Annotated in this window: 13 protein-coding genes and 2 other RNA genes; 2 read left to right on the top strand and 13 right to left on the bottom strand. The window is 59.7% G+C overall.

What is annotated here, in order from left to right:
* Positions 1–49: 49 nt before the first annotated feature.
* The 6 genes from MTP39_RS06525 to MTP39_RS06500 form a co-directional block, all read right to left on the bottom strand.
* On the bottom strand, positions 50–832 hold the full coding sequence (locus MTP39_RS06525) for an amino acid ABC transporter ATP-binding protein (RefSeq protein ID WP_249241921.1): 783 nt from the start codon (positions 830–832) through the stop codon (positions 50–52).
* 16 nt (positions 833–848) lie between these two features.
* On the bottom strand, positions 849–1,496 hold the full coding sequence (locus MTP39_RS06520) for an amino acid ABC transporter permease (protein ID WP_005926715.1): 648 nt from the start codon (positions 1,494–1,496) through the stop codon (positions 849–851).
* Between the two features lie 44 nt (positions 1,497–1,540).
* Entirely contained in the window at positions 1,541–2,383 is an 843-nt protein-coding gene (locus MTP39_RS06515; RefSeq protein ID WP_249241920.1) for a transporter substrate-binding domain-containing protein, read from the bottom strand.
* A 262-nt stretch (positions 2,384–2,645) separates the two neighbouring features.
* Positions 2,646–3,674, bottom strand: coding sequence for a hypothetical protein (locus tag MTP39_RS06510; RefSeq protein WP_249241919.1), 1,029 nt, complete (start codon positions 3,672–3,674; stop codon positions 2,646–2,648).
* Positions 3,675–3,766: 92 nt separating this feature from the next.
* The gene (gene cls, locus MTP39_RS06505) at positions 3,767–5,308 is read right to left on the bottom strand and encodes a cardiolipin synthase (protein ID WP_249241918.1); all 1,542 of its coding nucleotides are present in this window, start codon (positions 5,306–5,308) and stop codon (positions 3,767–3,769) included.
* A 175-nt stretch (positions 5,309–5,483) separates the two neighbouring features.
* Positions 5,484–6,332, bottom strand: coding sequence for a DegV family protein (locus MTP39_RS06500; RefSeq protein WP_249241917.1), 849 nt, complete (start codon positions 6,330–6,332; stop codon positions 5,484–5,486).
* Between the two features lie 259 nt (positions 6,333–6,591).
* On the opposite strand from MTP39_RS06500, the gene MTP39_RS06495 reads away from it, so the two are divergent.
* Positions 6,592–7,134: a DUF1836 domain-containing protein gene (locus MTP39_RS06495; protein ID WP_249241916.1), complete on the top strand. Its 543-nt coding sequence runs from the start codon at positions 6,592–6,594 to the stop codon at positions 7,132–7,134.
* Between the two features lie 66 nt (positions 7,135–7,200).
* Here MTP39_RS06495 and ssrA read toward each other — a convergent pair.
* The 7 genes from ssrA to pta all read right to left on the bottom strand — a co-directional run bounded on the left by ssrA (position 7,201) and on the right by pta (position 12,442).
* Positions 7,201–7,551: a transfer-messenger RNA gene (ssrA, locus tag MTP39_RS06490) on the bottom strand.
* A gap of 72 nt (positions 7,552–7,623) precedes the next feature.
* Positions 7,624–8,106: an SsrA-binding protein SmpB gene (smpB, locus tag MTP39_RS06485; protein WP_112091044.1), complete on the bottom strand. Its 483-nt coding sequence runs from the start codon at positions 8,104–8,106 to the stop codon at positions 7,624–7,626.
* Between the two features lie 101 nt (positions 8,107–8,207).
* The gene (gene recR, locus MTP39_RS06480) at positions 8,208–8,807 is read right to left on the bottom strand and encodes a recombination mediator RecR (RefSeq protein WP_055184757.1); all 600 of its coding nucleotides are present in this window, start codon (positions 8,805–8,807) and stop codon (positions 8,208–8,210) included.
* Positions 8,808–8,826: 19 nt separating this feature from the next.
* Positions 8,827–9,165 carry a YbaB/EbfC family nucleoid-associated protein gene (locus MTP39_RS06475; RefSeq protein ID WP_015538350.1) on the bottom strand — a complete coding sequence of 113 codons (339 nt, stop codon included), beginning with the start codon at positions 9,163–9,165 and terminating at the stop codon, positions 8,827–8,829.
* A gap of 30 nt (positions 9,166–9,195) precedes the next feature.
* Positions 9,196–11,082, bottom strand: coding sequence for a DNA polymerase III subunit gamma/tau (gene dnaX, locus MTP39_RS06470; RefSeq protein ID WP_249241915.1), 1,887 nt, complete (start codon positions 11,080–11,082; stop codon positions 9,196–9,198).
* 90 nt (positions 11,083–11,172) lie between these two features.
* Positions 11,173–11,271: signal recognition particle sRNA small type (ffs, locus tag MTP39_RS06465), an RNA gene on the bottom strand.
* A 145-nt stretch (positions 11,272–11,416) separates the two neighbouring features.
* Complete coding sequence (gene pta / locus MTP39_RS06460; RefSeq protein ID WP_249241914.1) at positions 11,417–12,442, bottom strand: phosphate acetyltransferase; 1,026 nt, start codon at positions 12,440–12,442, stop codon at positions 11,417–11,419.
* 195 nt (positions 12,443–12,637) lie between these two features.
* Here pta and MTP39_RS06455 point away from each other — a divergent pair, with 195 nt between their 5' ends.
* Complete coding sequence (locus MTP39_RS06455; protein WP_249241913.1) at positions 12,638–13,210, top strand: uracil-DNA glycosylase; 573 nt, start codon at positions 12,638–12,640, stop codon at positions 13,208–13,210.
* The last annotated feature ends 58 nt before the right edge of the window (positions 13,211–13,268 follow it).

The following is a 13,268-nucleotide window of genomic DNA, read 5'->3' as shown; positions in this document are numbered from 1 at the left end:
GTTTGCATCAACATTTCCGCTTTTTTGCGTAAAGAATTGGTGATTTTGCTCACTCCGTGTAGTGTGCCAGAAACTGTTTGGTGCGCTGTTCGCGTGGGTGGTCGATCAGCTGCTTTGCAGGGCCTTCCTCCACCACCACACCGCCGTCCATGAACAGGATGCGGTCAGCCACATCCCGGGCAAAGTGCATCTCATGGGTCACGATGATCATGGTGGTCTTGCGGTCGGCCAGCTCCCGCAGCACCCGCAGCACCTCACCGGTCAGTTCCGGGTCAAGGGCGCTGGTGGGCTCGTCGAAGCAGAGGATGTCCGGGTGCAGTGCCAGCGCCCGGGCAATGGCCACCCGCTGCTGCTGCCCGCCGGAAAGCTGGTGCGGGTAGTGGTCTGCCCGCTCCGAAAGTCCCATCTGCGCCAGCAGCTCCCGCGCCTGCTGTTCCAGCTGGGCGTGCACCGACTTTTTGTTGGCGCGGTAGTCCGGGCGCTCCTTTGCCAGCAGCTCCCCTGCCAGCATCACATTCTGCAAGGCGGTATACTGCGGGAAAAGGTTGAAGTTCTGGAACACCAGCCCGAAGTGCAGCCGCTTTTTGCGGATCTCGCTCTCCCGCTGGGTGGCGGGGTCGGCGGCGTCCCACATGGTCTCGCCGTTCACCCGGATGCAGCCGGTGTCCGGCCGCTCCAGAAAGTTCAGGCAGCGCAGCAGTGTGGTCTTGCCGGAGCCGGACGAGCCGATGATGGCCAGCGCTTCGCCCTGCTCCAAAGTAAGAGAAATATCCTTTAAGACCTTTGTATCTCCGAAATTTTTGCCAATGCCGGAGGCTTCCAGTAATGCCATATTCTTAAAAACCTCCTCAGCAGCGGAAATAATCCAGTTTCTTTTCAGCCCAGTTGAACAGCAGGGTGAGCGCGCCTACGAACACAAGGAAGAACAGCGCCGTGGAGAACAGCGGCCAGATCAGGCCTTTTGCGCTGTACTCCTTGGCCATCATGATGATCTCCTTGTTGGCGATGGTATTTGCCAGCGAGGTGTCCTTGACAAGGGTGATGATCTCGTTGCCCATGGGCGGCAGAATGCGCTTGACCACCTGCAAAAGGGTGACCTTGAAAAAGATCTGCGTGCGGGTCATGCCCAGCACCTGCCCGGCCTCGGTCTGCCCTTTGGGCACCGCCTCGATGCCGCCGCGGTAGATCTCTGAAAAATAGCAGGCGTAGTTGATGGCAAAGGCCACCACCGCCGCCACCATGCGTCCGCCGGAGCCGGAGGGCCACGGATTATTCATGCCCAGCAGACCCGGGCCCAGATAAATGACGATGATCTGCAGCATCAGCGGCGTACCGCGGATGACCCAGACAAAGGTCTTTACCGCACCGGACAGCAGCCTGCACCGGCTCATGGAGCCAAAGGCCACCACCAGCCCCAGCGGCAGCGCAAACAGCAGCGTAAGGGCAAACAGCTCACAGTTGAGCAGGAACGCGCCGGAAAGGCGCCCAAGGATCACAGACACAAAAACACACCCATCTATCGTTTTGTTTTACGCCCGGCTCAGTCGGCCAGCGCCAGCTCGTACTTCTCGGCCAGTGCCTGCATGGTGCCGTCGGCCTTCAGCTCATCAAAGGCGGCGTCCACTGCGGCGGCGGCATCACTGCCCTTGCGGAAAGCCACGCCGTACTCCTCCGCGTTCAGCTCATCCACGATCGCAAGGCTTGCGTAGTCGGTGCCCTCACCGATCATGGCATTGGCAAGGGTCAGATCCAGCACAGCGGCATCTGCCGTACCGGCAGCCACTTCCATCAGGCAGTCGGTCTGCACGCTCTTAGAAACGTAGTCTGCCTTGGCAAGGTTTTCATCGCCCTGAATGGCAGCCTCACCGGCGGAACCGGCCTCGGCTACTACGGTCTTACCGGCAAGGTCGGCGGTGGAGGTGTAGGCGGTGTCCTCCTTTACCACCACGACCTGTGCATTCTTGGCGTAGGCCTTGGTGGTGGCTGTGTTGGCCATGATATCCTCGGTCAAGGTCATGCCGTTCCAGATACAGTCGATGCTCTTGGCGTCCAGCTCCACCACCTTGGTGTCCCAGTTGATCTCCACAAACTCCGGCTCTACGCCCAGCTTTGCGCACACAGCAGTGGCAAGCTCGGTATCAAAGCCGGTAAAGTTGCCGTCGGCATCGGTGTAGTTCATGGGCTCGTACACGGTATAGCCGATGACCATTTTGCCCTTGCCCTTGATGTAATCCAGATCGCTGCCTGCTGCGGCAGAAGCCGAACCGGCTGCACTGCCGGACGCAGACGCCGCCGCAGAGGTGGATGCACTGCCGCCGCAGGCTGCAAGGCTCAGTGCCAGAGCACCGGCCAGAAATGCACTTGCAATACGCTTGAGTTTCATATCTTTTTCCTCCCATAGGGGACGTTCGCCGTCCCGCTTCCCTCTCGATTTATCATTTTACCATGCTAAAGTGGTAAACTGTGGTTATAGAATAGCGCGTTTGCCGCCGTTTTGCAAGAGGAAATCTGTATTTTTTGCACAATGCACTGCTTTGTCCCGCCCATAAGCCCGCTTTTTGTGGGAAAATGTACATGAAAAATGGCTCAGAAACGCCTGTAGGCGTTTCTGAGCCACAAATTATAATAGTATTTTTAAATCGCCCCTACTGCTCCGCCATGGCCTTTAGTACCGCCTTTTGCAGGTCGGTGACCGAGATGGTGCACAGCGCCTTCAGGTCAGCGTCCGTGCCGTCTGCGGAAAGTTTTCCGATCTCCACGGCGTTTTTGCCCTTCAGGTAGCCGCACCAGCCTGCGCTATGCTCGTACCACTCCTTGCCTAACGCGCTTGCACTGCGCATTCCGTAGCGGTCGCCAAGCTCGTTTTTGGTGTAGACCGGCTCACGCGGGGCAGACACTGTACCGTCCGCGCTGACGGTCAGCTCCGGCTCGGTCATATCGCCGATGGCGCTGGTCACCCGGGCGTTCTCGTCCATGGTCACCACCGCCAGCGTGATTTTTGCCTGTACCTGCGCGTCCTTGTCATCTGTGCCCGCAAGCCCCTGCGGCATTTCTGCCACTTCTACGCCCAGTTTGACCGTATCACCCCGGGCAGCGCCCAGCACCTGCGCATTCTCACAGGCGCGGACGACGGCATCCCGGTAGCGGTCCACCGCGATGGTGCAGCCGGAGAGAAGGTCCGCGTCGGTGGATTTGCCGTCCGCATCCGTTTTCAGCTTCTTCACTTCGTCCGGGGTCTTGCCCTCAAGCCAACTGCCAAAGGCATCTGCCTGCTCTGCCCAGCCCTTTTTCAGGCCGGACACCTCTGCCAGTGGGTAGTCTTTCCCTTTCTGGCGCTTGGTGCGGGTGTCGGTGGGGGTGGTCACCTTGCCGGTGCCGTCCGCACTGACTGAAAGCTCCAGCTCGTCCAGTGTTACCCCTGCCAGCTTGCCGTCTGCATCCAGCAGCACGGCAGCCGCCACGGTGTGGATGTTGCCCGCACGGTCTGTGCCGGTCGTCTCGGTCAGAACCCCCAGCCCGGTGCGCCACGCCGCGCTTTGCGCCGCGCTGCTGCCCGCAGAGGTGCTGCCGCTCATCGGGCCGGAGCTGCTGCCGGAGCTTCCCCTGCCGCAGCCGGTCAATGCCAGTGCTGCCGCCAGCGTGCAGCACAAAAACCATCGCGATGCCTGTTTCATATCGTCACATACGCTCCCTTTCCGTGCCTGCATTGCAGACGCAGGCTTTGGAGCTAGTGTACCCCGCCGCGCGGGATTTTATGAGCAGGTGTTTACATCAGCGGGCTAAGCAGCCGCAGTACGCTGTCCAGCACCGTACCGGCCAGCCCGGTGCGGCAGTCCGCACACTGCACCTCCCGGCACTGGGGCAGGGTGCGGCGCACATCGTCCCGCAAAGCCAGCACCTGACTGTTTTGCAGCAGCAACACCCCGCACTCGAAGTGCAGGAACATACTGCGGTAGTCCATATTGATGCTGCCCACCACCGCCGCACGGTCATCGCTGACGCAGCACTTGGCGTGGAGGAAGCCCGGGGTGTACTCGTAGATGCGCACCCCCGCCCGCAGCAGGGGCAGATAGTACGAGCGGCTCAGCCGGAACACCAGCTTTTTGTCCGGGATGCCCGGCAGCACCAGCCGCACATCCACCCCGCGCTTGGCGGCGTTGCGCAGCGCGTCCAGCATTTCCTCGCCAATGGCGAGATAGGGCGTATAAAAATAAACGTACTGCTGTGATTGTGCCAAAATATCCAGATAGACCGTTTCTGCCACCGGCTCCTCGTCCAGCGGGCTGTCCGCGTAGGGCTGCACTACCCCATCGCTGGCAGGCAGCACCGCAAACTGCGGACGGAAGGCGCTGTAATCCTGCTCAAAGGGACGGAAGGCGTTCCAGAAATCCAGAAACGTTACGGTAAAGTTCCACACCGCAGCGCCCTCGATGCGCAGGCCCGCGTCCTTCCAGTAGCCGAAGCGGGTGATTGCGTTGATATATTCGTCTGCCAGATTGATGCCGCCGGTGTAGGCCACCTTGCCGTCTATCACCACGATCTTGCGGTGGTCGCGGTGGTTCATCACCAGCGAAAGCAGCGGCACCACCGGGTTAAAGGGGATGCAGCGGATATGCGCCCGCTCCATGCGCACCACAAAGTCCTTGGGCAGACCCAGCAGGCTGCCGAAGTCGTCGTAGATCAGCCGCACGTCCACCCCCTGCGCGGCCTTGCGGCGCAGGATGTCCTCCACGCCCTGCCACATCTTGCCCTGACTGACAATGAAAAACTCCAGAAAGATGCTCTTCTCCGCTTTTTCAAGGTCGGCCAGCAGCGCCGGATACATGGCTTCGCCGCAGGAGAAATACCGAGCGGTGGTGTTCTGCCATGCAGGATAGCAGCCGTACTGGGTCAGGTAGCGGCTCACGCCCCGGTTTTCGTCGCACAGATTGGCGGTCTGCCCGGGCTGCTGGACGCGGTCTGCCCGGTGTGCCTGCTCCACTGCCTGCATTTTGCTGCGCAGGCGGCGGGAAGGGCGCTTGTTGCCAAAGGCCAGATACAGTGCCCCGCCCAGCAGCGGCAGCAGCCCGATGAGGGCGATCCAGCCCACCTTATAGGCACTGTTTTCGTCCTTGCGCACCAGATACAGAATGATCAGCAGGCTCAGCCCGTTGAGTGTCCCTGTGACCCACACCCGTGCCGTACCGGTGGTGAGGGCAAAAAACACCCACGCCAGCCATGCAAGCTGCAACGCCACCAGCACCACCGTGACCGTGATGCGGTTGAGGATGCGGTTGAAAAACTTGACGATCGGCAACCGGAACAGCATATTCTCTCCCCTTCCCGTGTTTCCTTACCTCTATAATGTAAGTAAGTATAGCGCGGTTTTTCACCCTTTGCAAGTTTTTGCTGTCGGGTGCACCGGAATTATCCCTTATAAAAAAGTTCACCGGAGCGTCCGCAGATGCCCCGGTGAATCAAGATCATAGTATCCTATTTTACGCTCAGACGGTGGGTGCTTCGTTATCCTCGTAGCCCACCATCAGGCCGCCGTACTCTGCATAGTAGCTGCACAGAGCGCCGCAGGTGCCCACCTCCACCTTGGCCTCCGGGAACACCGCATGGACCATGTGCTTCAGCCGCTCCGCAGCGGCAGCGTTGCAGCAGTGGTCGATGTGCACCCGGCCGTTGGTCAGGCCGTGCGCCTTCATTTCCAGCACCATGCGCTCCAGTGCGCCGTGCTCGCCGCGGGTCTTGCAAATGACCTCCAGATCACCGGCATCGCTGGCCTGACCGATGACCCGGATGCCCAACATCCGCGCCACCGCAGCCACAGCGGGCTTCACGCGGCCATTGCGGGCAAGGTTTGCCAGAGATTCCAGCGCAAACAGCAGATGGGTGTGCTCATGGTACGCCCGGATCTCCTCACACACGGTATCAAAGGGCTTGCCGCCCTTGATCAGTGCTGCCAGACGTTCTACCAGCAGCCGGGACTCCGCACCGGTGGACAGGCTATCCAGCACAAAGACCCGCGCACCCTCGTGGCTCTGCTCGTACTCCTCGCCCGCCAGCAGCGCGGCGTTGTAAGCGCCGGACAGCGTACCGGTGATGGTCACAACGTACACCTCGTCTGCGCCCTCGTAGGCAGCCATCCAGTCCGAGATGTTGGGGCAGGAGGTGCTGGTGCGGCCCTTATAGGTGCGCATCATCTCGGCCAGCGCGGGAGCATCCACCTCTGCGGTGTCCACATACTCCTGCTCGTCGGTCAGGATCTTCAGCGGCACACAGGCAAACCCTACATCGGGGAGCTCGTACACATTTGCAGAGGAATCTACAACGATTTTGCTTTTCATATTTTTCTCCATTTTCAAGCGGCGCAAAGCCGCGATTATTCCTTTGTCTGTGACCATCATAGCAGTTTTTCAAAACCCTGTCAACTGTTTTCTCAAATTCTTTTACAAAGTTTTCGTTGCCCGTTGACCAATTTTCCAAAATGCGGTATACTATTTCACAGGCAGAAGTGCTTTTGCGGAAAGCAACTGCCCTGCCTTTGCACAAAAACAACGTCCCTGCCTGCAAAAAAGCGCAGGAGCATGAACGGAACAAGATATTATGAAAGCTGAAACCAAACTCCGCGTTGCGGCGTGTGCTGCGGGCTTTGCCCTGCCCCGGTACAACGATCTTCCCTCGGTAGGGCTGTATCTGGACCAGACGGTGCAGTTCGTCAACGGCTACTTCCGCAGCTTCTGCGGGGTGGAGCTGACGCCTTCTATGGTGAGCAACTACGTCAAAAAAGGGGTGGTGGATCACCCCATTCGCAAAAAATACACCCGGGACCAGATCGCATCCCTGATGTACATTGCAGTCTCCAAAACGGTGCTCTCGATCGAAAATATCGACACCCTGTTTAAAATGCAGCGGGAGCACTGCTCCGCCGGAACAGCCTACGATATCTTCTGCGAGGAACTGGAGGCTAGTCTTTCTGTGGTGTTCGGCGGCAAGGCAGCCCAGCCGGAGACTACGCTCAATGATGAGCGTCTGCTGCTGCGCAGCACCATTTTTGCCGCAGTCAATAAAATGTATCTGGACTGCTGCTTCGATGCCTTGCGGCAGGAGCAGGCTCTGTGGTCGGATATCCTGCCAGATCTGGCGTGATAATACGACATCGCCCCGTATAGCAAAAGCCACCTGAAAACGTAAGTTTTCAGGTGGCTTTTTTACTGGTGGAGGCGATGGGAGTCGAACCCATGTCCGAAAAGAGCTCAGTGTAGGTGTCTCCGGGTGCAGGCGATCTACAACATTCCCGCCGCGCCACGCCGATCGTCAGGCTAGCGCTTTGGTAGCTTCATGAGTTCCTGCCGGTCCGCAAAGCTTAAGTCCGTTCAGGTGCTGTGTCTAAAGGACGCCCCGGCCCCACACGACACAAGAGTGGGCGGAACGCGCAGCACTCAGGCTGCGAGCAACTGATAATTATTGTTGTCAGTTAATTTTTTTGGAGGAGTTATAGAGCAGTTCCCCCGCTGCTACCCGCTGCCCAGACCTCGCTCCCCCCGTCGAAACCTTTACGCCCCCATATAAAGCACATCTTGCGATGTGCGGAAAGCTTGGATTTCTGCGGTGAGCCGCAGTCTGCAATTGGAATGCTTAATAATACTTGCCGTTGGACTTCACAGCCCGGTCAATGGAACGCTTTGCATCGCGCTGGGCGGCATCGGCACGCTTGTCGTACAGCTTTTTGCCCTTGCACAAGCCCACTTCCATCTTTACGCGGCCATGCTTGAAGTAAAGCGAGAGCGGCACCAGCGTATAGCCCTGCAGCTTGCACTGCTGGTGCAGACGCCGAATCTCACTTTTGTGCGCCAGAAGCCGCCGGACGCGCATGGGATCCTGATTGAACAGGTTGCCGTGGTCGTAGGGGCTGATGTGCATCCCCTTTACCAGCAGCTCGCCGTTTTCAATATCCACCCAGCTGTCCTTCAGGTTGACCCCGCCGGCCCGCAGGCTTTTCACCTCGGTGCCCTTGAGTTCCACACCGGTCTCCAGCGCTTCCAGAACAAAATACTCGTGGCGCGCTTCGCGGTTGGTGGCGATGGTCTTGGTCGCCGGGCGCTCCTTTGTGGGTGCCATGCTGCGCGCCTCCTTTCTCCGTTCCGTTTGTTGTTTCAGTATACCATTTTTTCAGGGTAATGCAAGGGCTGTTTCTGACAGAATTGTAAATTTTTACAGATTTACAGTTCTCCCCGGCCGGAAAGTGCCCGGTACAGGGTGGTCTCGTCCGCGTATTCCAGACTGGCGCCCACCGGCAGACCGGAGGCAAGCCGGGTGACCCGGATGCCCAGCGGCTTGATGAGCTTTGCCAGATACATGGCGGTAGCTTCGCCCTCCACGGTGGGGTTCATGGCCATGATGACCTCCTTCACCGTGTCGTCCTTCAGCCGCGCCAGCAGTTCCTTGACGGTCAACTGCTCTGCGCCCACACCGGCCAGCGGGTCCAGCAGACCATGCAGCACATGGTACAAGCCGTTATACTCCCGGGTGCGCTCAAAAGCCTGCACGTCCCGGGGTTTTTCCACCACGCAGATCACCGAGGTATCCCGCTTGGCGCTGGCGCACACCGGGCACAGGTCAGCGTCCGTGTAGTTCTGGCAGATGCGGCACCGGTGCAGCCGGGTGTGTGCGCCGCGGATGGCATCGGCCAGCGCCGCAGCGTCCTTATCCGACATACTCAGCACCTGATAGGCCATGCGGGTAGCACCCTTGCGGCCCACGCCCTGAAACTTGCCGAACTCTTCGATCAGCTTTTCCAGCGGTGCGGCAGTGTAGTCCATGGTATCTCCCCTTCCCGGCTCAGAGACCCGGAATGTTCAGGCCGCCGGTCAGCTTGCCCATCTCGGCCTCGGCGGTCTCATCCACCTGCTTTACGGTGGCGTTGATGGCAGCAGCCACCATGTCTTCCAGCATCTCGATGTCGTCCGGATCCACAGCCTCGGGCTTGATGGTGATGGACAGCACCTCATGCTTGCCGTTCATCTTTACGGTCACCATCTCACCGGCGGCACTGCCGGTGTACTCGGCGGCTTCCAACTCGGCCTGCTTGCTCTTCATGTCCTCCTGCATCTTCTGAGCCTGACGCATCAGGGCGTTCATATCGGGGCGGCCGTAGCCTGCGGGCATTCTTGCTTTCATAATGGCATTCTCCTTTATTATAAACAATTTTTATCGCTTTTTGCGGGCGGTATCCTCAATGCTGACCTCTAACCCCAGCTTTTCCAGTGCCAGAAGGGACTGCTCCGCATTGGAGGCGGTCTTTCCGGCTGTTTTGGGCTCGTAGGGGCCGATGGGCACCGGCACGCCGGATACCTCGGCGATCAGCTTTTTGATCAGCTTCTGGCTGTCCTTGTTCACCCGGATAAAATCCCGGAAGGTCTTGCCGCCGTCGATCAGCACGCGGGTGCCGTCAAAGTAAGCTTTGGACTTGCGCAGATACATATACAGCATGGGGTCGATGCCTTCCAGCTTCTGCACGATCTGCCCCCAGTACGGGAAGGGGTTCGTGCCCTGCTGCGCCACGCTGCGGGGCTTGGTCAGCACCGGGTCGGCGGGGTGCTCCTGCACCAGGGCAGGCGGTTCCTCTGCCGCAGGAGCCGACTGCGTGGGTTCTGCGAGGGCGGGCTGCTCCGGCTGACTGACCGGCTCCGGCTCCTCCGGCGGCGGTGCCTGCGGGGCAGGCTCGTCCCACGGCAGGGCGGCATTGCTCTGCTGTACTGGCGGTTCCTCTGGCATGGGCGGCAGCTCGTCCGCAGGGACGGGCGGTGCTTCCTGTGCGGCAGGCTGCGGAGGGGTCTGCTGCACGGCAGGGGCAGGCTCTTCTACTGCTTCCGGGGTCTGTGGTGCAGCAGCTGCGGGGGCGGGCTGCACCGGGGCGCTGACAAAGGGCTGCACCGCTGCCGCAAAGGGGCGAGGTGCTTCCGGCTGTGCCGCGCGGGCGGGGGCGGTCTGTACCGTTACCGCCTGCATCTGCTGGGGCGGCTCGGACAGGCCGAACAGTGCCAGTTCCAACTCGATGCGCTGGTCGCTGCCACGGGTCATGTGCTCCAGCGCCGTGCCCAAAGTGCGGATGGCGCGGATGGCTTCCCGCTGCCCCATCTCCGGGCCTTTTTGCAGGTACAGCGCCTCTTCCTCCGGCGAAACACCGGACAGCAGCGCCTGCCCGCCGGGCAGCGCCGCCAGCATCAGGGCGCGGTAGTGGGCGATCAGTTCCTCGGTCAGGCGCTTCACGTCCACCGACTGCTGCCGCAGCTGCGCCAGCTGTGCCAGCGCGGCGGCGGCGTCCTGCGCTTCCAAGGCGTCAGAAATATGGAACAGGTAGCTGCGGTCGGTCACACCCGCCATGCGGCGCACCACGTCCGCGTCAATTTTGGCGGTAACGCCGGCGCAGGTGTCCAGAATGGACAGTGCATCGCGCAGCGCACCATCGGCCAGACGGGCGATCAGCTCCGCGCCATCGGAGGTCAGCTCCAGCTTTTCCTCCCCGGCGATATACTCCACCCGCCGTGCGATATCCTCCGGCCCGATGCGGGTAAAATCGTACCGCTGACAGCGGGAGAGGATGGTGGCGGGCACCTTCTGAATCTCGGTGGTCGCCAGAATGAAGATGACGTGCGCGGGGGGCTCTTCCAGCGTTTTCAGCAGCGCATTGAAGGCCGCTGTGGACAGCATGTGCACCTCGTCGATGATATACACCTTATACTGGCAGGCGCTGGGGGTGTAGGCGGTCTCGTCCCGCAGGTCGCGGATATCGTCCACGCCGTTGTTGGAGGCTGCGTCCATCTCCACCACGTCCAGCAGGCTGCCGTTGTCGATACCCTTGCAGATCTCGCATTTCCCGCAGGGGTCGCCACCCTCCGGGTGCAGACAGTTGACCGCCTTGGCAAAAATTTTGGCGCAGGTGGTCTTGCCGGTGCCGCGCACGCCGGTAAACAGATACGCATGGCCTATGCGCCCTGCGGTGATCTGGTTTTTCAGGGCGGTCACGATGGCACGCTGGCCCACCACATCCTCAAACCGCTGGGGTCTCCATTTGCGGTAAAGCGCACGATACATGGCGATCTCTCCCCTTTCCCGGCCTTTGCGGCAAAAATAAAAGGACAGCGCTCGACGGGGTTTTGTCCCCGCCTTGCGTAACTCGGCATACGGATGCAGGCTTACTGAAACGCACGAACGCACTGCTTAAGGCTGCTTGGTTCCCCACCTGACCTGGTTCACAGCGAGCCCATCGTACAGGACCCGCATCCGTATGCCGAACCACGCAGCAGGCGCTGTCCGACACATCCTTGTGGATGCTAAGATATTGTACCATAAACCCCGCCGGATTGCAAGAGGGGGCAAAATAAAAAGGAGAAGCCCGAAAGCTTCTCCTCGTTTGTGCCGAAATTGTTTAAGACTGGCAAGCGGTGATCAGGCTCATCTTGTACACCTCGTCTGCGTTGCAGCCGCGGGACAGGTCGTTGATGGGAGCGTTCAGGCCCTGCAGGATGGGGCCGTAAGCAGCGTAGCCGCCCAGACGCTGTGCGATCTTATAGCCGATGTTGCCGGCCTCGATGCAGGGGAAGATGAAGGTGTTGGCCTGACCAGCCACCTTGCTGCCCTTGCACTTGACCTGTGCGACCTCGGGAGCAACGGCTGCGTCAAACTGCAGCTCGCCGTCCACTGCCAGCTCGGGATCCATCTCCTGTGCCTTGATGGTAGCGTCGTGGCTCAGTGCCACGGTGCCGCCCTTGCCAGAGCCCTTGGTGGAGAAGCTCAGCACAGCCACCTTCGGGTCGATGCCGAACAGCTTTGCGGTGCGGGCAGTCTCCACAGCCACCTCTGCCAGCTTAGCAGCGGCAGAGACCTTGACCTCGCCGGTAGCCTTATCGACGGTATCGGTGTAATCAATGTTGACAGCGCAGTCGCCCATGGCAATGCGCTTCAGACCCTCTTCGCCGCAGTCGCGGTCCAGAATAAAGCAGGAGCTCACCAGATGTGCGCCCTTCTTGGTCTTGACCAGCTGCAGAGCGGGACGGATGGTGTCGGCGGTGGAGTAGGTAGCGCCGCCCAGCAGGCAGTCAGCCTTGCCCATCTTCACCAGCATGGTGCCGAAGTAGTTGGACTTCTTCAGCAGTGCGGTGCACTCCTCAGCGGACTGCTTGCCCTTGCGCAGCTCCACCATGGTGCTGACCATCTCATCAAAACCGGCGTAGTTCTCCGGGTCGATGATCTCGGCAGCGGAAATATCAAAGTTACCGGCGGCGGCAGCAGCCTTGCACTCTGCCTCGTTGCCCACCATAACGACCTTCAGCACACCCTCGGCCAGCAGCTTGCTTGCGGCCTCCAGAATGCGGGGGTCATTGCCCTCGGTGAACACGATCGTCTTGGGATTTGCCTTCAGCTGTGCTACCAGCGGTGCAAACATATCAGCCATTGTGATTACCTCCGAAAATGCTTTCCAAAATTTGCTCCCGTGTCTGTTGGACACAAGGATGCCTTTCTTCTTTATTCTAGCACAGACGGCAAAAAGTTCAAGACAAAATTGTGTTTTTGTGCTATATTTTAGGGGAGAAAGCCTTGTTTTATTTGTGAATAAAATATCATACTGGTTTTGAAGGAGATGTTCTCCATGGATATGGATACTTTAAAGGCCGAATGCCTTGCCTGCACCCGGTGCGAGCTGTGCGCCACCCGGACGAACGTGGTGTTCGGGCAGGGCGTGCTGGACGCCGAGGTGCTGTTTGTGGGCGAGGGACCCGGCCAGAGCGAGGACGAGCAAGGTCTGCCCTTTGTGGGGCGCAGCGGCCAGCTGCTGGACAAATACCTGTTTGCCATCGACCTTGACCGCAGCAAAAACTGCTATATTGCCAACATCGTCAAGTGCCGCCCGCCTCAGAACCGCGACCCGCTGCCCGCCGAGAGCGAAGCCTGTATGCCGTGGCTGCGGGAACAGTTCCGGCTGCTGCAGCCTAAAATCGTGGTCTGCCTTGGGCGCGTTGCCGCCCAGCGGATGATCCGGCAGGATTTTTCCGTCACCCGGGAGCACGGGCAGATCATAAATAAGGGCGGCATCCTGTTCATGGGCACCTTCCACCCCGCCGCCCTGCTGCGCCAGCCCCAGAACAAGCCCGAAGCTTTTGCGGACTTTACCGTGCTGCGGGACACCATTGCCGCTGTGTGCGAGCATACCTATCATAAATAAGGACAGGAACCAACCGCACCGCTTTTGCATACTGTAAAGCAAAAGCGAGGTGTTTTTG

Origin of the sequence: Faecalibacterium sp. I3-3-33 (assembly GCF_023347295.1) — a bacterium.
Classification (GTDB): Bacteria; Bacillota; Clostridia; order Oscillospirales; family Ruminococcaceae; genus Faecalibacterium.
Note: the sequence above shows the minus strand (reverse complement) of the source record. Positions and strands in the feature narration are given on the sequence as shown.